We start from the raw sequence: 20,889 nt of genomic DNA, 5'->3' as shown, positions 1-20,889 counted from the left end.
ATGAGCATCGTTCGTAGCGACAAGCCTTTCGTCCTGGCCGGTCGTACCTACCAGTCCCGTCTGCTGGTCGGCACCGGCAAGTACCGCGACATGGAAGAAACCCGTCTGGCCATCGAAGCCTCGGGCGCCGAAATCGTTACCTTCGCCGTACGTCGCACTAACCTCGGCCAGATCGAGGGCGAGCCGAACCTGCTCGAAGTGCTGTCGCCGGACCGCTACACCTTCCTGCCGAACACCGCTGGCTGCTTTGACGCCATCGAAGCCGTGCGCACCTGCCGCCTGGCCCGTGAGCTGCTCGACGGCCACAACCTGGTGAAGTTGGAAGTGCTGGCCGACCAGAAAACCCTGTTCCCCAACGTGATCGAAACTCTCAAGGCCGCCGAAACCCTGGTCAAGGAAGGCTTTGACGTGATGGTCTACACCAGCGATGACCCGATCATCGCCCGCCAGCTGGCGGAAATCGGTTGCATCGCGGTGATGCCACTGGCTGGCCTGATCGGCTCCGGCCTGGGGATCTGCAACCCTTACAACCTGCAGATCATCCTTGAAGAAGCCAGGATCCCGGTGCTGGTGGATGCGGGCGTGGGCACTGCCTCCGACGCTACCATCGCCATGGAGCTGGGCTGCGACGCGGTGCTGATGAACTCGGCCATTGCCCATGCCCAGCAACCGATCATGATGGCCGAAGCCATGCAACACGCAATCGTCGCGGGCCGCCTGGCCTACCTCGCCGGGCGTATGCCGAAAAAACTCTATGCCAGCGCCTCTTCGCCGCTGGATGGCCTGATCAAGTAAGAGCTATTGATGACTGAATCAAACGAAACGCCGAACCCCGTGGAAGCAGGCGACGAGTCCAAGCACCGCCGCATCAAGAGCTTCGTGATGCGCGCCGGGCGCATGACCGAAGGCCAGCAAAAAGGCCTGAACCAAGGCACGTCGCTGTTCGTGTTGCCCCTGGCCGATGCGCCGGTGGACTTCGACCAGGTGTTCGGGCGCTCGGCCCCGCGTTCCCTGGAAATCGGCTTCGGCATGGGCCATTCCCTGCTGGAAATGGCGGCGGCCGCGCCGGACCAGGATTTCATCGGTGTAGAAGTGCACCGCCCAGGTGTCGGCGCGCTGCTGAACGGCGTGCTGACCCAGGGCCTGACCAATCTGCGGGTCTACGACTGCGACGCGATTGAAGTGCTCAACCGCTGCATTGCCGACAACAGCCTTGACCGGCTGATGCTGTTCTTCCCCGACCCATGGCACAAGGCCCGTCACCACAAGCGTCGCATCGTCCAGGCTTCCTTCGCGGAACTGGTGCGCAGCAAGCTGAAAGTGGGGGGCATCCTGCACATGGCCACCGACTGGGAGCCCTATGCCGAATACATGCTGGACGTGATGAACGTCGCCCCCGGCTATCGCAACCTGGCCGAAGACGGCAAATGCGTACCGCGCCCTGCGGAGCGCCCGATCACCAAGTTCGAACGCCGTGGCGAGCGGTTGGGGCATGGGGTGTGGGATTTGAAGTTCGAGAAGCTGGCGTAACCCGCCTGCAACGTTGAAATGCAGTAAAAATGTGGGAGGGGGCTTGCTCCCGATAGCGGTGGGTCAGCCAAACATGTGTTGTCTGACACCCTGCCATCGGGGGCAAGCCCCCTCCCACATTTGTTTTGTGCTGGGTTAGCGGTCAGCGGCGGTCGGCGACGACGCCAATCAACACCAGCACCACCACCAGCACCGGCGCGAGGCTGTAGTTATTGAACTGGCTCAGCCCGCGCACGATCCACGGCGTGGCGTAGATCAGCGCCGCGCCGCTGCCGATCATGCACACCAACGCCATCAGGGGGACGCGCAACGCGCCGGCGATGCTGCCCAGGCGGGCTTCGATCCAGCCCTTGATGTCAGCGCCGAACAGCACCAGCAAACAACCGACCAAGGCCAGGGAGATTTCCGACAGGTTGCTACGGCTCCAGCGGGATACGGTGGCGAGCAGGTCGAGTACCAAATCCATTCGATTTCCTTAAAAAGCGTCAGCTCAAAAACGTCTGCAACAGGTCATTGAGAAAGAGTTGCCCGCGGTCGGTCGCCGCCAGGCGTGACGGTTCGACCTGCATTAAGCCACTTTGTTCTGCCTCGCGGCGACCTTCGGCGAGGCTCGCCAGGTCAAGGCCGGTGCGCTCGGCGTAAAGCCTGGCGTCTACGCCTTCGGTGAGACGCAGGGCGTTCATCAGGAACTCGAACGGCAGCTCTTCATTGGTCAGTTCTTTGGCCCCCGCCTGGAAGCTTTTGGCCGGGTTGAGGTAGTCCTTCGGTGCGCGGGTTTTCCAGGTGCGCACGATGCGCCCGTCCGGATGGCTGAGCTTGCCATGGGCACCGGCACCGATACCGATGAAGTCGCCAAAGCTCCAGTAATTGAGGTTATGCCGCGCCGGTCGACCCGGTTGGGCGTAGGCCGACACCTCATATTGCGCGTAACCGTGCTCGGCGAGCAGCGCCTGGCCGGCTTCCTGGATGTCCCACAGGGTGTCGTCTTCCGGCAGCTCGGGGGGCTGGTTCCAGAACACCGTGTTGGGTTCCAGGGTCAACTGGTACCAGGACAAGTGCGTCGGCTTCAATGCGATGGCTTGGCGCAGATCGGCCAGGGCGTCGTCCAGGGACTGATCGGGCAAACCGTGCATCAGGTCCAGGTTGAAGTTATCGAACCCGGCCTGGCGCGCCATACCCGCAGCGCGAACGGCTTCATCGCCGTTGTGGATGCGGCCCAGAGCTTCGAGTTTTTCCTGCTGGAAGCTCTGGATGCCAATGGACAGGCGATTGATCCCCAGCTTGCGGTACGCCACGAACTTCTCTTGTTCGAAGGTGCCAGGATTGGCTTCCAGGGTGATTTCGATGTCGTCGGCAAACGCGATGCGCGCTTGCACCCCTTCGAGCAGCCGCCCCAACGCGGCGGCGCTAAACAGGCTCGGGGTGCCGCCGCCAAAGAAGATCGAGCTCAGTTTGCGGCCATGAACGGCGTGCAGGTCCTGGTCCAGATCCGCCAGCAAGGCGTCCACATACGCTTCTTCCGGCAGCACGGTGCTTGCGGTATGGGAGTTGAAGTCGCAATACGGACATTTGCGTACGCACCACGGAATGTGAATGTACAGCGCCAGGGGCGGCAGCACCGGCAGAGCCGCCCGGGGTGTTTGCGTGCCACCGTGGATCAGCGGCTGCGCAGAGGTGTTCTGGGTCATTTCAGGCCCAAACGCTGGCGCAGCAACGCCATGGCGCGGGCGCGGTGGCTGATCTGGTTCTTGTCGGCCGGGCTCAGTTCGGCGCTGGAGACGTTGCGCTCCGGTACCCAGAACAGCGGGTCATAGCCAAAGCCATGCTCACCGCTGGCCGCGTGCAGAATGCGACCCTGCCACAAGCCTTCGCACAGGATCGGCAGCGGGTCATCGGCGTGCCGCACCAGCGCCAGCACGCAGACGAACTGCGCGCCACGTTCGGCATCGGGCACGTCCTTGAGGGCGTCGAGCAGCTTGGCGTTGTTGGCCGCGTCGCCCTTGCCATCGGCGTAGCGTGCCGAATAGATGCCCGGCGCGCCGCCGAGGAAATCTACCGCCAGGCCAGAATCATCCGCCAAAGCCGGTAGGCCGGAGATCCGTGCAGCGTTACGTGCCTTGAGGATGGCGTTTTCAACGAACGACAAGCCGGTTTCTTCCGGCTCTACCTGGCTGAACTCGCCAATGGAGCGCAGTTGCACGGACTCACCGAGCATGGCCTGCAGTTCCTTGAGTTTGCCGGCGTTGTGGCTGGCCAGTACGAGTTGGGTAAGGTTCATCATTCGGCCGGGAACAGTTCTTGGTTGAATTGGAAACCATGGGCCTTGCCACCGGTTTCAACGTTGATGGTGAACGTCTTGTATTCCCGCTGCGTCACCGAGTAGGGCGCGAGGTAGCTGATGCCGCCTTTCTCTTCGATTTGCTTGAAGGTCAGGATTTCGCTCTTGCCGCCCAGGTCTTTGATGGTACCGGTTACCTGGGCTGCGACCGGTGTGACGCCCTTGATCACGGTCACATTGATCAAGCCCTTTTCCTTGCTGCGCACGATGCCGACGTTCTGGGCGGTCTCGGGTGGCAGGAAGCTGGAGGTGAAGGTGTTGTAGTGGACGGTGATATCGCCGAAGTCTTTTTTGCGGTTAGCGTCGATAGCGTCCGCAGCCATGGCGCTGGCGCCCAGGCAGGCGGTCAGGAGAAAAACAGCCAAACGACTCATGAGCGTCCCTCTTGATAATGATTAGACGGCAATCTTGTGGTCGGTCAGGCCAGGGCTGCTGACCCGGTAGATACCGATTTCGCCCAACAGGTTGGGCCATAGCTTACTCGCCCAGCCGTGGCGATGTTGTTGATCGACGGCAAGGCGGTTGATCACCTTGGCCTCACGCTCGCCACACAGGGCTTCGAAGTCTTCGAAGGTGCAAAAGTGGATGTTCGGCGTGTTGTACCAGGTGTACGGCAGGAAGTCCGATACCGGCATGCGGCCCTTGGTGGCCAGGTACCAGCGGCAGCGCCAGTGCCCGAAGTTGGGGAAGGTGATGATGCACTGGCGGCCGACGCGCAGCATTTCGTCGAGGATACGGTCCGGGTAGTGCACTGCTTGCAGGGCCTGGGTCATCACCACGATGTCGAAGCTGTCGCTGGCAAAGTTGCCCAGGCCCTTATCCAGGTCCTGCTCGATCACGTTGATGCCCTTGGCCACGCACTGGGCGATGTTGTCCGGGTCGTTTTCCAGGCCGTAGCCGGTGACTTGCTTGTTGTCGCGCAGCCAGCTCAGCAGCTCGCCATCACCGCAGCCCAGGTCGAGCACGCGGCTGCCGGCGGGGATCCAGTCTTGGATGATTTCCAGGTCGGCTCTCATGGCGTTCTCCCAAAGCGTAAGCAATTCATATAAGCGTAATGCGGTTCATGTAGTTACTGAACGCCTGCAGATAACGGGGAATCGGAATCAGGAAGGCGTCGTGGCCTTGCGGTGCATCGATCTCCAGGTAGCAGACGTCTTTGCGCGCAGCCATCAGGGCGTCCACCAGCTCGCGTGAGCGCGCCGGCGAGAAGCGCCAGTCGGTGGTGAACGACATTACGCAGAACTTGGCCGTGGCCTGCTCGAAGGTTTTCGCCAGGTCGTCATTGAAGTTCGCGGCCGGGTCGAAGTAGTCCAGCGCCTTGGTCATCAGCAGGTAGGTGTTGGCGTCGAAACGCCCGGAGAACTCCTCGCCCTGATAACGCAGGTAGCTTTCCACCTGGAACTCGACGCTGTGGAAGTCGTAGTTGAGCTTCTCGCTCTTGAGGCCACGGCCGAATTTCTCGCCCATGGAATCATCGGACAGGTAGGTGATGTGCCCGACCATCCGCGCCAGCATCAGGCCACGCTTGGGGATCACCCCCGCTTCCTGGAACGAACCACCGTGGAACTCCGGGTCGGTGAGGATGGCCTGGCGCGCCACTTCGTTGAAGGCAATGTTCTGCGCCGACAACTTGGGCGCCGAGGCGATCGCGAGGCAGTGGCGCACGCGATCCGGGTAGGTGATGGTCCATTGCAGGGCTTGCATGCCGCCCAGGCTGCCACCGATCACGGCCGCCCATTGGCCGATGCCCAGCAGGTCGGCGAGGCGCGCCTGGCTGTGCACCCAGTCTTCCACGGTGAGTACCGGGAAGTCGGCGCCGAAGGGCTTGCCGGTCTCCGGGTTGAGGCTGCTGGGGCCGGTGGAACCGTTGCAGCCGCCGAGGTTGTTCAGGCTGACCACGAAGAACTTGTTGGTGTCGATGGGCTTGCCGGGGCCGATGCAGCTGTCCCACCAACCGGGCTTGCGCTCGTCAACGCTGTGGAAGCCCGCAGCGTGATGGTGGCCGGACAGGGCGTGGCAAATCAGCACGGCGTTGCTCGCCGTGGCGTTGAGTTGGCCGTAGGTTTCGTAGATCAGGTCGTAGGCGGGCAGCGAACGGCCGCAGGCCAGGGCCAACGGTTCGCTGAAGTGCGCCATTTGGGGCACGACCAGTCCAACGGAATCGGGGGGGAAGGCAGTTGGCATCGACCCTGCTCTCGTTTAAATGAGGCGTAAGTCTAAAGACCAGTGGACCCAGCGGCAAGCAAAGGCCTGCGCCGGTACACAGATACAAAATGTGGGAGGGGGCTTGCTCCCGATGACGGTGTGTCAGTCGACGTCTATTTGACTGATCTACCGCCATCGGGGGCAAGCCCCCTCCCACATTTTTCAACGCATTTCAGATCAGGCCGAACAACTCCTTAGGCATGAACGCGTAGAACGCCAAGCGTGGAATCACCCAGCTCTGGATCAGCTGGATCGCGATAAACGCGAAGATCGGCGAAATATCCAGACCGCCCAGGTTGGGGATCAGGCGGCGGAACGGCGCCAGCACCGGTTCGGTGATCTGGTAGACCAACTCGGCGCCTGGGCTGCGGCTGCCGGGGGCAACCCACGAGAGGATCACGCTGATGATCATCGACCAGAAGATGATCTTCAAAAACAGCGAGAAAATGCCGATCAGCGCCCATGGCAACAGCAGCACCGTGAAGGCCTGGTAGCCGTTGAGCATCAGAATCACCACGAACAGCAGGATCTGCAGCAGCAGTGCCAGTACCAGCGACGACATGTCCAGCCCGAACAGGCTCGGTATCACCCGGCGCAGCGGCTTGAGCAGTGGTTGGGTGGCCTTGACCACGAACTGGCACAACGGGTTGTAGAAGTTCGCCCGCACCAGTTGCAGGATAAAGCGCATCAGCACGATCAGCAGGTACAGGCTGCCCAGGGTCTGGATGATGAAGATGGCAGCGTCATTGATTCCGAGCATGTTTGTTTACCTTGGTAAGTGACGACTATTTGCCCAGTTGCTCAGCCATTTCGGCGGAACGATGTGCCGCAGCACCCAGTGCTTTTTCCACCAGGGCTTCAAAGCCACCGGCCTGGAATGATTCGATAGCGGCGTGCGTGGTGCCGCCCGGAGAGGTTACGCGACGGCGCAGCTCGGCCGCATCCACATCGCTGGTCACCGCCATCTTCGCGGCGCCCAGGGCGGTTTGCTCGGCCAGTTGCTCGGCAACGTCGGCAGGCAGGCCCAGTTTCACGCCGGCGGCGGTCATGGCTTCGATCAACAGGAAGAAGTACGCCGGGCCGCTGCCGGAAACGGCGGTGACTGCGTCCAGTTGCTGCTCCTGCTCCAGCCACAGGGCAATGCCCACGGCGGATAACAGTTGCTGGGCCTGGTCACGCTGTGCGGCGCTGACGTCGGCGGTGGCGTACAAACCGCTCACGCCCTGGCGCAACAAGGACGGCGTATTCGGCATGCAACGTACGATCGGTTGGGCACCGAGCCAGGTGTTCATGCTGGCGCAGGTGATGCCGGCAGCGATGGACACCACCAACTGATGCGCCTGCAGGCTTGGGCGCAGGCTTTCGCACACGGCCTTCATGGCCTGGGGTTTGACCGCCAGCACAATGACGTCGACGCCCTTGATGGCTTCGGCGTTGTCGGCAAAGGTTTCAATGCCGTGTTCGGCGCTGACGCGGGCGCGGGTTTCGGCACCGGGATCGCTGGCGCGAATCTGCGCAGCGTCCAGGCCCTTGGCCCGCAGGCCGCCGATCAGGCTGGCTGCCATGTTACCGGCGCCGATAAAGGCAATACGCATGTCTTTCATGACAGGTCCTTAGCTAGATGAACGTCAGCCATTTCACGGCTGGCCGTAGTCGCGGGCGCCAAACAGCGCGGTACCGATCCGCACCCAGGTGGCGCCTTGAGCGATGGCCGACTCGAGGTCGTGGCTCATGCCCATGGAAAGTGTGTCGAGTGGCAGGTTCAGGCTGGCTTGCAGCTCGCGCACCGTGGCGAACGCCGTATCCTGCGCCGCGCGATCGTCAGTCGGCTCGGGGATCGCCATCAGGCCCCGCAGCTTCAGGCGCGGCAGGGCGCTGATGGCGTTGGCCAGGGCCGGCAGGTCGGCGGGCGTACAGCCGGACTTGCTGGCTTCGCCACTGACGTTGACCTGGATGCAGATATTCAGCGCCGGCAGGTCGGCAGGGCGTTGTTCGGACAGACGTTGTGCGATTTTCAGGCGGTCCACGGAATGCACCCAAGCGAAGTTCTCGGCGATCGCGCGAGTCTTGTTCGATTGAATGGGGCCGATGAAGTGCCAACTCAAGGGCAAGTCGGTTAATTCGGCCTGTTTGCCCAGGGCTTCCTGCAGATAGTTTTCACCAAAGTCATGCATCCCGGCGGCAAAGGCTTCGCGCACGGCTTGCGCCGGTTTGGTCTTGCTCACGGCCAGCAGGTGGATGCTGCTTGCGTCACGCTGCACGGCGTCGGCGGCGGCGCGGATGCGCTGGCTAACCAGGCCGATGTTGTCTGCTATCGTCGACATTCAAGTTGCGCCCGTGGATATGGAGTCCGCGGCATTCTACTGGAAATGGAAAGCCCTATGGATATCACTGAATTACTGACGGCCAGCGTGCGCCGAGGCGCCTCCGACCTGCATTTGTCGGCCGGCCTGGCGCCGATGCTGCGCATCGATGGCGAGGTCTGGCCGCTGGACAGCCCGATACTGGCCGGCACGCAGGTGGCGGATTTACTGAGCCCTTTGCTCAACCAATACCAACAAAAGGATTTCGAAACATCTCTTGAAACGGATTTTGCGTTCGAGTTGCCCGGCGTGGCGCGCTTTCGCGCGAATGTGTTCCAGCAGGCGCGTGGCGTTGGCGCCGTGTTTCGCACCATCCCCACCGACATCCAGAGCCTGGAAAGCCTTGGCTTGGGCGAGGTGTTCCAGCGTATCGCGTTGCTACCCCGTGGCCTGGTGCTGGTGACCGGGCCCACCGGGTCGGGCAAGTCCACCACGCTGGCGGCGATGATCGATTACCTCAATCGGCATCGGCGCCAGCATATCCTCACGCTGGAAGACCCCATTGAATTTATCCACAGGCCGAAAATGGCGCTGATCAACCAGCGCCAGGTGCATCGCGATACCCACAGCTTTTCGGTGGCCCTGCGCTCGGCGCTACGCGAAGACCCGGATGTGATCCTGGTGGGCGAGCTGCGCGACCTGGAAACCATCCGCCTGGCGCTGACGGCCGCTGAGACCGGCCATCTGGTATTTGGCACCTTGCACACCACCTCGGCGGCAAAGACGGTAGACCGGCTGGTGGACGTGTTCCCGGCCGGGGAAAAGGCCATGGTCCGCTCGATGCTGTCGGAGTCGCTGCAGGCGGTGGTGTCCCAGGTGCTGGTCAGGAAGATCGGCGGCGGACGTGCCGCGGCTCACGAAATCATGCTGGGCACGCCGGCCATTCGTAATCTGATCCGCGAAGACAAGGTGGCGCAGATGGTCTCGGCCATCCAGACCGGTGGGGCAGTGGGGATGAAGACGCTGGATATGAGTTTGAAGGCGTTGGTCGCGCAGGGCGTGATCAGTCGGGACGACGCGCGAGAAAAGGCGAGGGTGCCAGCAGACATATGAGTTTCAGCAAACAATGAAACCAAATGTGGGAGGGGGCTTGCTCCCGATAGCGGTAGATCAGCCAACAAATCTGTTGAATGACACTCTGCTATCGGTAGCAAGCCCCCTCCCACATTGACTGCATTTCAGCCTGGAATCAGCGCTGCACGATCCGCAGGGTGTTGTTCTGCTCTTTGGGCAGCACCCGCTTGGCGATCACGTAGTTCTTGTCCCAGAACGGCTTTTTCAGCGTGTCGATGCTCACCGACTTGCCACGACGCGGCGCGTGGATGAAGCGGTCGTTGCCCAGGTAGATAGCAACGTGGTTGACCTGGCGGCTCTTGAGCTTGAAGAACAACAAATCGCCCGGCTTCAGGTCTTTGCGATCGACTTTCAACCCGTGGCCGGCGGCCATGGCGTTGGACGTGCGCGGCAAATCCACGGCCTTGACATCGTTGAACGCATATTTCACCAGGCCGCTGCAGTCGAACCCTTTACTTGGGCTGCTGCCGCCCCAACGATAAGGAGTACCGAGCACGTTGACGGCACGGCTGAGAACATCGCTGCTTTGCTTGGTATTCACGGCCAGCTGGGTGGAAAGCGTTTTACCGTGGGCCTTGCTCAGTTGAGTCGGGCGGCTGACAGTCGGCTTTACCGATTTGGCGGTGCTAGGCGTGCTATGAACTTTAGGGGTAAAACCGTTAACGTTTGGAAGACGTTGCTCACGATTGGTGGCGTGGGCGGCCAGTGGCATTAATAGGCAAATGGTTAGCCATGTCTTGAAAAATGGTCGCATTAGGCGTGGCTCTTATGGGTTTGCGCGCAACTTTATAACAGGTTTTGGTGTCGTTCTCAGGCCGTTTGTCGACTGAACCTTGGGGTCAAATTCAGCAAAAACGCGACGATTCGTCGCAATTGTCCGACACAAGTCAGGCGGCATAAGGCTTTGAGGGCAGGAAGATACCATTTGCCGTACGTCGGGCGCCCGTAAAAAAGTCACAAAAAAAATGAACAAATTTATCTATTGAGTGAAAAGAGGTAGTTCATGAACACCTATCAACAGGTTGCTTCGCAGCAAGACACCCACAGCAAGGTGATCGGTTACCTGCTATGGATTTTCGGTTTTACCGGAGCGCATCGCTTCTATTACGGCAAGCCGGTCACCGGCACGATCTGGTTTTTCACCTTCGGCCTGCTCGGCATTGGCTGGCTGATCGACCTGTTCCTGATCCCGGCCATGGACCGTGAAGCTGACCTGCGTTTTACCGCCGGGCCCATCGAGTACAACGTGGCCTGGATTCTGTTGGCATTCCTGGGCGTGTTCGGTGTGCACCGGATGTACCAGGGCAAATGGATCACCGGCCTGATCTACCTGCTGACCGGTGGTTTGTTCCTGGTGGGGGTGCTGTACGACTTCTGGACATTGAACAGCCAGATTTCGATCCGCAATGCCGAGCGTAATGCTGGACGCTGATCTTCAAGTCTGGTGAAAATCAAAATGTGCGAGGGGGCTTGCCCCCGATTGCAGTGGGTCAGCTACAGATAAGCTGACTGATCCACCGCGATCGGGAGCAAGCCCCCTCCCACATTTTTTACCGTGCCCGCTTCAAGCCTGGTAGCTAATCCGCCCATCCATCAATGTGTACCGCACCGTTGCCGGCAGGCTGTGGCCAATGAACGGGCAATTCTCCCCCTTGGACAGCCAGTGCTCCCCGGCAACCGTGGAGCTGGCCGGGTCAAATAGCACCAGGTCCGCCGCCGACCCCACCGCCAGCTGGCCCGCCGGCAAGCGCAAGGCCTGGGCCGGGCCGGTGCTCAGACGTGCCAGCAATGTAGGCAGGTCCAGCAAGCCATCCTCCACTAAGGTCATCGCCAGCGGCAGCAGCAGCTCGACGCTGCTGATACCCGGCTCGGTGGCGCCAAACGGCGCCAGCTTGGCATCGCGCTCGTGGGGCTGGTGGTGGCTGGAAATCGCCGAGACCACGCCCGACTTTACTGCCGCGCGCAAACCTTCACGGTCGGCCAGGGTGCGCAGCGGCGGCTGCACATGATAGAGGCTGGAGAAGTCGATCAGCGCTTCGTCGGTCAGGATCAGCTGGTACAGGGCGACGTCTGCCGTGACCGGCAAGCCGCGCGCCTGGGCCTGGGCGATCAGGGCGACGCCGCGGGCGCTGGTCAGTTGGCTGAAGTGCGCGCGTACGCCGCTTTGTTCCACCAGCAACAAATCACGGGCCAGGGCCACGGTTTCTGCGGTTTCCGGGATGCCCGGCAAGCCGAGGAAGCTGGCCACCGCGCCTTCATGGGCCAGGCCGCCTTCAGCCAGGTCGCGGTCCTGGGAATGGAAGATCACCGTCAGGTCGAAGGTGGCCGCGTATTCCAGGGCACGGCACAAGGTACGGCTGCTGCGAAAGCTTTCCAGGCCGTTGCTGAACGCCACGCAACCGGCGTCGCGCAAGGCGATCAGCTCAGCCAGTTGTTCGCCTTCCAGGCCTTTGCTCAAGGCACCGACAGGGAACACTTTGCAATTACCCGCTTCACGAGCACGGTCGAGGATCAACTCGGTGACCGCCGAGGTATCGAGGATCGGCTTGGTGTTCGGCGGGCAGCACAGGCTGGTCACGCCACCGGCGGCGGCCGCGCGGGTTTCGCTGGTGATGTTGCCTTTGCGGCTGTAGCCCGGCTCGCGCAGGGCGACGTTAAGGTCCACCAGCCCTGGCGCGGCCACCAGGCCTTTGGCGTCGATGCGCTCGACGGCAAGAAAGCCTGCCGGCGCTGCGCCAATGGCGACGAGCTTGCCGGCGTCCAGATGAAGGTCGGTAACGCGATCCAGGCCACTGGCCGGATCGATGACGCGGGCGCCGAGGATGCTGAGCTTCACTGGGCGTTCTCCTGCTCGAATTGTCGTTGCGCGGTTTGCCCGCTCATGGCCATGGACAGCACGGCCATGCGGATGGCGATGCCGTAGGTCACCTGGTTGAGAATCACCGACTGCGGGCCGTCCGCCACCGCCGACTCGATTTCCACCCCTCGGTTGATCGGGCCGGGGTGCATCACGATGGCATCCGGCTTGGCACCGGCCAGGCGTGCGGTGGTCAGGCCGAACAGGCGGTAGAACTCGCCCTCGCTCGGCAGCAGGCCACCGGCCATGCGTTCGCGTTGCAGGCGCAACATGATCACCACGTCGACATCCTTGAGGCCTTCGGCCATGTCGGTGTAGACCTTCACGCCGTACTGTTCGACCCCAACGGGCAGCAAGGTTTTCGGTGCGATCACGCGAATGTCCGGGCAGCCCAAAGTCTTCAGGGCCAGCATGTTCGAGCGCGCGACCCGCGAGTGCAGGATGTCGCCGACGATGGCCACCGAAAGGTTTTCAAAACTGCCTTTGTGCCGACGGATGGTGAGCATGTCGAGCATGCCCTGGGTCGGGTGGGCGTGGCGGCCATCGCCGCCATTGATGATCGCCACATTCGGGCAGACATGTTCAGCGATGAAATGCGCCGCGCCGGAATCGCCGTGGCGTACTACGAACATGTCGGCGGCCATGGCTTCCAGGTTGCGCAAGGTGTCGAGCAGGGTTTCGCCCTTGCTGGCCGACGAGGTGGACACGTTCAGCGTGATCACGTCGGCCGACAGCCGCTGGGCGGCCAGCTCAAAAGTGGTGCGAGTGCGCGTGGAGTTCTCGAAGAACACGTTGCAGATGGTCTTGCCGCGCAGCAGCGGGACTTTTTTCACCGCCCGGCCACCGACTTCGAGGAACGAGTCAGCGGTGTCGAGGATTTCGGTGAGCAGTTCGCGGGGCAAACCATCGAGGGACAAGAAATGTTGCAACTGACCCTGAGCATTGAGCTGCAGCGGGCGCTTGGCATCTAGAGGCGTCATCGCGGGGACTCTTTTACAAGGCGGGTTAAAGGGCAAGGTCTTGCAGTTCGAGTTCGAGCGGCGTTGGACCGGACAATTTTACCCGCTGGTGGGCTTGCAAAGACAGCGTCGCACCGACCACATCCGGGCTGATCGGCAATTCCCCAGCCTCCAGGTCCAGCAGGCACACCAGGGTGATACTGGCCGGGCGGCCGTAGTCGAACAGCTCATTCATGGCTGCGCGTATGGTACGCCCGCTCATCAATACGTCGTCGATCAGCACTAGGTGCTGGCCTTCGATCTCGAACGGCAGCTGTGAGGGGCGCACTTGCGGATGCAGGCCGTTCTGGCTGAAATCGTCACGGTAGAAGGACACATCCAGCGTGCCCAGGGGCGAATCACTGCCCAACTCTTCCAGCAATGCCTGGGCCACCCACACACCACCGGTGCGGATGCCGATAAAGCGCGGTTCGCCGATGGCACGGTGTTCCAGGTGCGTCTTGAGGCGTATTGCCATCTGGCTGATCAGGTCGGCGGGATTGGGCAGGCTCATGGTGGCTCCTTATTAAGTGTGTAGGAGCGAGCTTGCTCGCGAAAAACTCATGGGCACCGCGTTCATCCAGCCTTCACGCGGTATCGTTAACGTTCTTCGCGGGCAAGCCCGCTCCCACAGGATCGCGGCGGGTCAGGATTCAAATAAAGCGGTGTTTTCATCCAGCCAACCCTGCAGCAACAGGGCGGCGGCGATGGCATCCACGGGGTTGTCGCGGTAGCTGCCCTTCTGCCCGCCACGGTCACGGCGCTCGCCCTTGGCTTCAAAGGTGGTCAGGCGCTCGTCGTGGGTATAGAAGGGCAGGTTGTAGCGGCCATTGAGGCGGCGCGCGAACTTTTCGGCGCGCAGGCACATCTCGCTGGGCGTGCCGTCCATGTTCAGGGGCAGGCCGACCACGACGGCATCGGGCTTCCATTCCTTGATCAGCGCTTCAACCTGGTTCCAGTCCGGCACGCCGTTCTGGGCCTTCAATGTGCACAGCTCGCGGGCCTGGCCGGTAATCACCTGGCCCACTGCCACGCCGATCTGTTTGGTGCCGTAGTCGAACCCCAGGATCAGACGCAAAGCCATCAGGCGTGCCCCGCCTGGCTGGTCAACAGGCTGAGGTTGACCCGCAGCTTGGCGGCGGCGGCTTCCAGGCGCAGTTCGCTGGCGGTATTGAAGAGGATGTCGGCGTCGAACGGGCAGGTCAGCCAGGCATTGCTGGCCAGTTCGGCCTCCAACTGCCCGGCTTCCCAACCGGCGTATCCCAGAGTGATCACACTTTGCTCGGGGCCGACGCCGTCGGCAATCGCGAACAACACATCCTGGGACGTGGACAGCGAGACGCCCTCAAGGTCTACCGTGGCCTGGAACTTCGGCCCGCTGGGGTGCAACACGAAGCCACGATCGGTCTGCACCGGCCCGCCGATGTAGATCGGCACGCCTTGGCAGCTGGCTGGCGGATCGATTTCCGGGCGCAGCTGCTCGAGGATATCGGCCAGGTTCAGCTCCTGCGGGCGGTTCACCACCAGCCCCATGGCACCATTGGCCGTGTGCTCGACGATGTAGGTCAAGGTCTGCGCAAAGTTCGGGTCGGCCATATGGGGCATGGCGATCAGGAAGTGATGCTTGAGGTAGGTCGGGCTGACATTTTTCATGTCCACTAGTGTGGCGTTGGAGGGGCGAACTGACAAGCTGGGAGTTACTGATCATTCCCACGCTCTGCTGATCGTTCCCACGCTCTGCGTGGGAACGTATCCGGTGACGCTCAGCGTCGCGGCTTTAAAACAGGACGCGGAGCGTCCGGGGCAGCATTCCCACGCGGAGCGTGGGAATGATCCGGCGATTAGTTGCTGGAAAGGCGGTCACCCTTGGCGAATTTCCAGGTGCGGATGATTTCCAGGCGGTCCACATCGTTCAAGTCGCCCGTAAAAGGCGCGAAGGGCGCGGCCAGGCGCACGATGCGCTGGGCGGCCTGGTCCAGCAAGGGCTGGCCGGACGACTCCAGTACCTGCACTTCATACAGCGAACCATCGCGGTTGATCGACACCAGCAAGCGCAAATTGCCGTAGATCTGCTGGCGGCGCGCCTCCTCCGGATAGTTGAGGTTGCCGATGCGCTCGACTTTCTTGCGCCATTCGTCCTTATACCAGGCGCCTTTGTCGCGCATGGTCGAGGCGGCGTTCAGGCGGTAGATGCGCGGGCGCTTGGCGTAGAGCTGCTGTTCGTGGGCCAGTTCGGCTTCGAGGCTGGAAATCTCGTCGGACAGCGTCGAGCTATCGAACGTTGGCGCAGGCTTGACGGGCTCGGGTTTGGGCTCGGTCTTGGTCTTTTCGCGCTGGGTCGGAGCTTTTTGCGGTTTGGGCGCAACCGTGGTCACGGCAGCCTTGGGCGTGGTCTGTTTGACTTCAGGCCTGGGAGCCGGCGGTGGGGTGACTTTGTTGACCTTGTTGTCCTGGAACGGTGCCACTTCGGTGGTCTTGGGCACGGCTTTCTTGTCGAGCGTGCCGCTGCCTTGCTGGTTCTCCTGGGCGAGAAAATCGGCCTTCTCGGGCTTTTTATCGCTCTTGAAGGTGGCCAGCGTGATTTCCAGGGTTTTGGTGATCTGCTTGGGCTCGACCATGGTGAAGCCCAGGCCGAGGATCAGTGCGAGGTGAATCAGCGCTGCCAGAAACAAGGTAAATCCGAGCCGATCAGCCGGGCGCACGCCGCTGTGGGAGAGTTCGGGGGGCAGTTCGGACGGGAGCGTCATGACAAGAAAACCAACATCGCGCGTTTCACAGGTGGCGCATGATAACGCAATGTTGGTTTATGTCCGGCTGTTCTATGTCACTTGGCTTGTAGCTTGCGCTCAATGGCCGCCATCAGCATTTCGCCGATGTTCGTGCCAAATGCGTTATCAATCTCGCGAATACAGGTCGGGCTGGTGACGTTGATCTCGGTGAGGTTTTCGCCAATTACGTCAAGTCCTACGAACAGCAGACCTTTTTCGCGAAGGGTCGGGCCGACTTGAGCGGCGATCCAGCGGTCCTTGTCCGACAACGGCCGCGCTTCACCACGGCCACCGGCCGCCAGGTTGCCACGGGTCTCGCCGGCCGCCGGGATGCGCGCCAGGCAATAATCCACCGGCTCGCCGTCGATCATCAGGATGCGTTTGTCGCCGTCCTTGATCGCTGGCAGGTAGGCCTGGCCCATGATCTGCTGGGTGCCCAGCGCGGTCAGGGTTTCCAGGATCACCGACAGGTTCGGGTCGCCCGCGCGGTGACGGAAGATCGAGGTGCCGCCCATGCCGTCCAGCGGCTTGAGGATCACATCACCGTGCTTGGCGGCGAACTCACGCAGCACGTCGGCGCGGCGGCTGACCACGGTCGGCGGCGTGCACTGCGGGAACAGCGTGGCGAACAGTTTTTCATTGCAGTCGCGCAGGCTTTGCGGCTTGTTGACGATCAACACGCCGGCGCGTTCGGCCTGCTCCAGCAGGTAGGTGGAATAAACGAATTCCATGTCGAACGGCGGGTCCTTGCGCATCAGGATCACGTCCAGGTCGCTCAGGGGGCTGTCGATTTCATCCTGCAGTTCGAACCACTTCTCGGGGTTGGCGAATACCTGCAACGGGCGCATCCGCGCACGGGCCTCGCCGTCGCCCTGGTAAAGGTCGCGCTGTTCCATATAGAACAGGGTCCAGCCGCGGGCCTGGGCGGCCAGGAGCATGGCCAGCGAGCTGTCCTTTTTATAGGAAATGCTGGCGATAGGGTCCATGACAATGCCGACGCGAACGCTCATGGGGGATTTCCTCTAGCAAATTAGGGCGCATAAAAGTGGCGTCAGAGTGGCGCTGCGGCTGTTGTGGGTCAAGGAAAAACCACCAGGCGGGCGCCTCGATAGATTGCGCCCGGAGACTGTGCTAAAAAGACTGCCACGGCGCAGCAGCCCTTGAATTCCAAGGCTTGTGGCGCTCATTCTGTGAGAGATCAGGCAGTACACACCGAAAACCGATTCGCTGTGGCGATGGTAGAGCAACTATGGAACAGCATTCCAACGCCTTGAGAGTGATGGTGATCGACGATTCGAAAACGATCCGCCGCACCGCCGAGACGCTGTTGAAGAACATGGGGTGCGAGGTCATCACGGCCATTGACGGTTTCGATGCCCTGGCCCGAATCGTGGACCATCACCCGCACATTATCTTTGTCGACATCATGATGCCGCGCCTGGATGGCTACCAGACCTGCGCGCTGGTGAAGAACAACCCGGCGTTCAAGTCGATCCCGGTGATCATGCTGTCCTCCAAGGACGGCCTGTTCGACAAGGCCAAGGGGCGTATCGTGGGTGTCGATCAGTTTTTGACCAAGCCTTTCAGCAAGGAAGAACTGCTGGGTGCGATCAAGGCCTATGTGCCTGCCTTCGCCGCAGTAGAACAAGCACACTGACGCCGCCTCAAAGGGGCCGGCGCCGACCAATGTAGTGGGGAAAACCATGGCACGTGTTCTGATCGTCGACGATTCGCCGACCGAAATGTACAAACTGACCGGCATGCTGGAAAAGCATGGTCACCAGGTGTTGAAAGCCGAAAATGGCGCGGACGGCGTGGCCCTGGCCCGCCAGGAAAAACCCGACGCGGTGCTGATGGACATCGTGATGCCGGGCCTCAATGGCTTCCAGGCCACGCGCCAGTTGTCCAAAGAGCCGGAAACCAACGGCATCCCGATCATCATCATCACCACCAAGGACCAGGAAACCGACAAGATCTGGGGCGCGCGCCAGGGCGCCAAGGACTACCTGACCAAGCCGGTCGATGAAGAAACCCTGATCGCCACGCTGAACAAGGTGCTGGCCGGTTGACGGCACGCCATCATGACCGAGTCGCAAACCGCCTTTGAGCTGCTGCTGGACATCGACCGCCGCTGCCGCCTGCTGGCCGCCGACCTGCCATCCCAGGAAACCCGCCTGCAACGCTGGAGCGGGATTGGCTTTCGCCTGGGGCAGCAATGGTTTGTGGCGCCCATGGGCGAAGTCGCCGAGGTACTGCATGAGCCGCGCTGTACCCTGATGCCCGGCGTCAAGCCCTGGGTCAAGGGCGTGGCCAACCTGCGCGGGCGCTTGCTGCCGGTGATGGACCTGGGCGGGTTCCTCGGCCAGGCACTGTCCAAGGCGCGCAAGCAACGGCGGGTGCTGGTGGTGGAATTCAACGATCTGTTTGTCGGGTTGCTGGTGGACGAGGTGGTGGGCATGCAGCATTTCGCACTGGACGCCTGGCAGGCGAGTACCGCCGCTGGCGCGCCGTTTATCCAGGGCCAATTCGATGGCGACCCGCAGTGGCAGGTCTTCAGCCCCTTCGCCCTGGCCCAGGCTCCAGGCTTCATGGATGTTGCCGCATGAGCACCGTGACCACGCCCAAACCCCAGGCCGCCTCGCGCAGCCGCTCGCAGATCATCGTGCTGTTTATCGCCCTGATCGTGTTCATCATGCTGTTGTTCGCCAACTTCGCGTACCTCAACACGCAGTCCACCTACGACAAACAGTACATCGGCCACGCGGGCGAACTGCGGGTGCTGTCCCAGCGCATCGCCAAGAACGCTACCGAAGCCGCCGCTGGCAAGGCGGCCGCGTTCAAACTGCTGGGCGAGGCGCGCAACGACTTTGCCCAGCGCTGGGGCTACTTGAAAAAAGGCGACCCGCAAACCGGCTTGCCGGCCGCACCCAGCGCCGTACGCGCTGAAATGCGTGCGGTGCAGACCGACTGGGAAGCCCTGCTGAAAAATACCGACGCCATTCTCGCCAGCGAACAGACCGTGCTGTCATTGCACCAGGTGGCCGCCACCCTCGCCGAGACCGTGCCGCAGTTGCAGATAGAGTCGGAAAAAGTCGTCGACATATTGCTCCAGCGCGGCGCCCCTGCGAGCCAGGTGGCACTGGCCCAGCGCCAGTCATTGCTGGCGGAGCGCATCCTGGGCGCGGTCAACACTGTGCTCGCCGGCGACGAAACCGCGGTGCAGGCCGCCGATGCCTTCGGTCGCGACGCCAACCGTTTTGGCGTGGTGCTCAATGGCATGCTCAACGGCAACCCCGGCCTGCGCATCACCCAGGTCGAAGACCCTGATGCCCGCGCCCGGTTGGGGGAAATTGCCGAACTGTTCGAATTCGTCTCGGGTTCCGTCGATGAAATTCTCGAAACCTCGCCGCAGCTGTTTCAGGTACGCGCTTCGGCGAGCAATATTTTCAACCTGTCGCAAACCCTGCTCGATGAAGCCTCGCACCTGGCCACCGGTTTTGAAAACCTCGCTGGCGGGCGCAGTCTGGATACCCTCGGCGGCTATGTGCTGGGGCTTTTGGCGCTGGCGTCGATCATCCTGATCGGCCTGGTGATGGTGCGCGAGACCAACCGCCAACTGCATGAAACCGCCGAGAAAAATGAGCGTAATCAGAACGCGATCATGCGTCTGCTGGACGAAATCGAAGACTTGGCTGACGGCGACCTGACCGTCACGGCCTCGGTCACCGAAGACTTCACCGGCACCATTGCCGATTCGATCAACTATTCGGTGGATCAGCTGCGCGACCTGGTGGCGACCATCAACCTCACCGCCGGGCAAGTCGCCGGCGCGGTGCAGGAGACCCAGGCCACCGCCATGCACCTGGCCCAGGCCTCGGAGCATCAGGCCCAGCAGATCGCCGAAGCCTCCACCGCGATCAACCAGATGGCCCAGTCCATCGACCAGGTGTCAGCCAACGCCGCCGAGTCCTCAGCGGTGGCGGAGCGTTCGGTAGAGATCGCCAACAAGGGCAACGAGGTGGTGCACAACACCATCCACGGCATGGACAACATCCGCGAACAGATCCAGGACACCGCCAAGCGCATCAAGCGCCTGGGGGAATCGTCCCAGGAGATCGGCGACATCGTCAGCCTGATCGACGACATCGCCGACCAGACCAACATTCTCGCCCTGAACGCCGCGATCCAGGCGAGCATGGCCGGGGATGCCGGGCGCGGTTTTGCGGTGGTGGCCGATGAAGTGCAACGGCTGGCCGAACGCTCATCGGCCGCCACCCGGCAGATCGAAACCCTGGTGCGGGCGATCCAGGCCGACACCAATGAAGCCGTGATTTCCATGGAACAGACCACCACCGAAGTGGTGCGCGGCGCGCGCCTGGCTCAGGACGCCGGGGTGGCGCTGGAAGAGATCGAAGGCGTCTCGAAAACCCTGGCGGCGCTGATCCAGAGCATCTCGAACGCGGCGCAGCAGCAGACCTCGTCGGCGGGGCAGATTTCCCTGACCATGAATGTGATTCAGCAGATCACCACGCAGACGTCGTCCGGTTCCACGGCGACCGCCGAAAGTATTGGTAACCTGGCGAAGATGGCCAGTCAGTTGCGCAGGTCGGTGTCAGGTTTTACCTTGCCGGCTGCCAAGCAGGCAGATGACTGAAATGCGATCCAAATGTGGGAGGGGGCTTGCTCCCGATGGCGGTGCATCAGTCACTTGATCCATCAGCTGAACCACCGCTATCGGGAGCAAGCCCCCTCCCAC

25 protein-coding genes are annotated in these 20,889 nt (G+C 61.8%); 8 read left to right on the top strand and 17 right to left on the bottom strand.

Features of this window, described 5'->3' with window-relative positions:
* Both C4J91_RS25740 and trmB read left to right on the top strand, forming a co-directional pair.
* Window positions 1-795 carry a thiazole synthase gene (locus C4J91_RS25740; RefSeq protein WP_124364814.1) on the top strand — a complete coding sequence of 265 codons (795 nt, stop codon included), beginning with the start codon at window positions 1-3 and terminating at the stop codon, window positions 793-795.
* Window positions 796-804: 9 nt separating this feature from the next.
* A complete protein-coding gene (gene trmB / locus C4J91_RS25735; RefSeq protein ID WP_124364813.1) occupies window positions 805-1,530 on the top strand; it encodes a tRNA (guanosine(46)-N7)-methyltransferase TrmB in 726 nt (241 codons plus the stop codon).
* 142 nt (window positions 1,531-1,672) lie between these two features.
* On the opposite strand, the gene C4J91_RS25730 is transcribed toward trmB, so the two are convergent.
* From C4J91_RS25730 to C4J91_RS25690, 9 genes are all read right to left on the bottom strand, one after another.
* On the bottom strand, window positions 1,673-1,996 hold the full coding sequence (locus C4J91_RS25730) for a DUF3392 domain-containing protein (protein WP_122716594.1): 324 nt from the start codon (window positions 1,994-1,996) through the stop codon (window positions 1,673-1,675).
* Between the two features lie 19 nt (window positions 1,997-2,015).
* A complete protein-coding gene (gene hemW, locus C4J91_RS25725; protein WP_124364812.1) occupies window positions 2,016-3,218 on the bottom strand; it encodes a radical SAM family heme chaperone HemW in 1,203 nt (400 codons plus the stop codon).
* The gene (gene rdgB, locus C4J91_RS25720) at window positions 3,215-3,811 is read right to left on the bottom strand and encodes an RdgB/HAM1 family non-canonical purine NTP pyrophosphatase (RefSeq protein ID WP_124364811.1); all 597 of its coding nucleotides are present in this window, start codon (window positions 3,809-3,811) and stop codon (window positions 3,215-3,217) included. The genes hemW and rdgB overlap by 4 nt, the downstream gene beginning before the upstream one ends.
* Window positions 3,808-4,242, bottom strand: a complete 435-nt coding sequence (locus C4J91_RS25715) for a DUF4426 domain-containing protein (protein WP_124364810.1) — start codon at window positions 4,240-4,242, stop codon at window positions 3,808-3,810. Before C4J91_RS25715 ends, rdgB begins: the two co-directional genes overlap by 4 nt.
* A gap of 21 nt (window positions 4,243-4,263) precedes the next feature.
* Window positions 4,264-4,884, bottom strand: coding sequence for a methionine biosynthesis protein MetW (gene metW, locus C4J91_RS25710; protein ID WP_124364809.1), 621 nt, complete (start codon window positions 4,882-4,884; stop codon window positions 4,264-4,266).
* Window positions 4,885-4,909: 25 nt separating this feature from the next.
* Window positions 4,910-6,052: a homoserine O-acetyltransferase gene (locus tag C4J91_RS25705; protein WP_124364808.1), complete on the bottom strand. Its 1,143-nt coding sequence runs from the start codon at window positions 6,050-6,052 to the stop codon at window positions 4,910-4,912.
* 193 nt (window positions 6,053-6,245) lie between these two features.
* Window positions 6,246-6,833 (bottom strand): YggT family protein, encoded by a 588-nt coding sequence (locus C4J91_RS25700; RefSeq protein WP_124364807.1) that lies wholly within the window; start codon window positions 6,831-6,833, stop codon window positions 6,246-6,248.
* A 25-nt stretch (window positions 6,834-6,858) separates the two neighbouring features.
* Window positions 6,859-7,677, bottom strand: a complete 819-nt coding sequence (proC, locus tag C4J91_RS25695; RefSeq protein ID WP_124364806.1) for a pyrroline-5-carboxylate reductase — start codon at window positions 7,675-7,677, stop codon at window positions 6,859-6,861.
* A gap of 33 nt (window positions 7,678-7,710) precedes the next feature.
* The gene (locus C4J91_RS25690) at window positions 7,711-8,397 is read right to left on the bottom strand and encodes a YggS family pyridoxal phosphate-dependent enzyme (protein WP_124364805.1); all 687 of its coding nucleotides are present in this window, start codon (window positions 8,395-8,397) and stop codon (window positions 7,711-7,713) included.
* Between the two features lie 57 nt (window positions 8,398-8,454).
* On the opposite strand from C4J91_RS25690, the gene C4J91_RS25685 reads away from it, so the two are divergent.
* The gene (locus C4J91_RS25685) at window positions 8,455-9,489 is read left to right on the top strand and encodes a type IV pilus twitching motility protein PilT (RefSeq protein WP_124364804.1); all 1,035 of its coding nucleotides are present in this window, start codon (window positions 8,455-8,457) and stop codon (window positions 9,487-9,489) included.
* A gap of 136 nt (window positions 9,490-9,625) precedes the next feature.
* On the opposite strand, the gene C4J91_RS25680 is transcribed toward C4J91_RS25685, so the two are convergent.
* The gene (locus C4J91_RS25680; protein WP_124364803.1) at window positions 9,626-10,264 is read right to left on the bottom strand and encodes a C40 family peptidase; all 639 of its coding nucleotides are present in this window, start codon (window positions 10,262-10,264) and stop codon (window positions 9,626-9,628) included.
* A gap of 249 nt (window positions 10,265-10,513) precedes the next feature.
* On the opposite strand from C4J91_RS25680, the gene C4J91_RS25675 reads away from it, so the two are divergent.
* A complete protein-coding gene (locus C4J91_RS25675; RefSeq protein ID WP_124364802.1) occupies window positions 10,514-10,942 on the top strand; it encodes a TM2 domain-containing protein in 429 nt (142 codons plus the stop codon).
* A 132-nt stretch (window positions 10,943-11,074) separates the two neighbouring features.
* Here C4J91_RS25675 and C4J91_RS25670 read toward each other — a convergent pair whose 3' ends face one another.
* From C4J91_RS25670 to gshB, 7 genes are all read right to left on the bottom strand, one after another.
* The gene (locus C4J91_RS25670) at window positions 11,075-12,346 is read right to left on the bottom strand and encodes a dihydroorotase (protein ID WP_124364801.1); all 1,272 of its coding nucleotides are present in this window, start codon (window positions 12,344-12,346) and stop codon (window positions 11,075-11,077) included.
* The gene (locus C4J91_RS25665; RefSeq protein WP_124364800.1) at window positions 12,343-13,347 is read right to left on the bottom strand and encodes an aspartate carbamoyltransferase catalytic subunit; all 1,005 of its coding nucleotides are present in this window, start codon (window positions 13,345-13,347) and stop codon (window positions 12,343-12,345) included. Before C4J91_RS25665 ends, C4J91_RS25670 begins: the two co-directional genes overlap by 4 nt.
* 25 nt (window positions 13,348-13,372) lie before the next feature.
* Window positions 13,373-13,879 (bottom strand): bifunctional pyr operon transcriptional regulator/uracil phosphoribosyltransferase PyrR, encoded by a 507-nt coding sequence (gene pyrR, locus C4J91_RS25660; protein ID WP_124364799.1) that lies wholly within the window; start codon window positions 13,877-13,879, stop codon window positions 13,373-13,375.
* Between the two features lie 132 nt (window positions 13,880-14,011).
* Entirely contained in the window at window positions 14,012-14,449 is a 438-nt protein-coding gene (ruvX, locus tag C4J91_RS25655) for a Holliday junction resolvase RuvX (protein WP_003213744.1), read from the bottom strand.
* Window positions 14,449-15,018 (bottom strand): YqgE/AlgH family protein, encoded by a 570-nt coding sequence (locus C4J91_RS25650; RefSeq protein ID WP_124364798.1) that lies wholly within the window; start codon window positions 15,016-15,018, stop codon window positions 14,449-14,451. The genes ruvX and C4J91_RS25650 overlap by 1 nt, the downstream gene beginning before the upstream one ends.
* Window positions 15,019-15,206: 188 nt before the next feature.
* Window positions 15,207-16,112 (bottom strand): energy transducer TonB, encoded by a 906-nt coding sequence (locus C4J91_RS25640; RefSeq protein WP_124364797.1) that lies wholly within the window; start codon window positions 16,110-16,112, stop codon window positions 15,207-15,209.
* A gap of 77 nt (window positions 16,113-16,189) precedes the next feature.
* Window positions 16,190-17,143 (bottom strand): glutathione synthase, encoded by a 954-nt coding sequence (gene gshB, locus C4J91_RS25635; protein WP_028618297.1) that lies wholly within the window; start codon window positions 17,141-17,143, stop codon window positions 16,190-16,192.
* A gap of 239 nt (window positions 17,144-17,382) precedes the next feature.
* On the opposite strand from gshB, the gene pilG reads away from it, so the two are divergent.
* Genes pilG through C4J91_RS25615 form a run of 4 tightly spaced genes read left to right on the top strand, consistent with a single transcriptional unit; the run spans window position 17,383 to window position 20,787 of the window.
* Window positions 17,383-17,790 carry a twitching motility response regulator PilG gene (gene pilG / locus C4J91_RS25630; RefSeq protein ID WP_124364796.1) on the top strand — a complete coding sequence of 136 codons (408 nt, stop codon included), beginning with the start codon at window positions 17,383-17,385 and terminating at the stop codon, window positions 17,788-17,790.
* 46 nt (window positions 17,791-17,836) lie between these two features.
* Window positions 17,837-18,202 (top strand): twitching motility response regulator PilH, encoded by a 366-nt coding sequence (gene pilH, locus C4J91_RS25625; RefSeq protein WP_014720320.1) that lies wholly within the window; start codon window positions 17,837-17,839, stop codon window positions 18,200-18,202.
* Between the two features lie 12 nt (window positions 18,203-18,214).
* Window positions 18,215-18,739, top strand: a complete 525-nt coding sequence (locus C4J91_RS25620) for a chemotaxis protein CheW (protein ID WP_124364795.1) — start codon at window positions 18,215-18,217, stop codon at window positions 18,737-18,739.
* A complete protein-coding gene (locus C4J91_RS25615; protein ID WP_124364794.1) occupies window positions 18,736-20,787 on the top strand; it encodes a methyl-accepting chemotaxis protein in 2,052 nt (683 codons plus the stop codon). Before C4J91_RS25620 ends, C4J91_RS25615 begins: the two co-directional genes overlap by 4 nt.
* Window positions 20,788-20,889 lie beyond the last annotated feature (102 nt).

Origin of the sequence: Pseudomonas sp. R3-52-08, assembly GCF_003851745.1 — a bacterium.
Taxonomy (GTDB): domain Bacteria; phylum Pseudomonadota; class Gammaproteobacteria; order Pseudomonadales; family Pseudomonadaceae; genus Aquipseudomonas.
The sequence above is the reverse complement of the archived record's forward strand: the minus strand, read 5'-3'. Positions and strand labels throughout refer to the sequence as shown.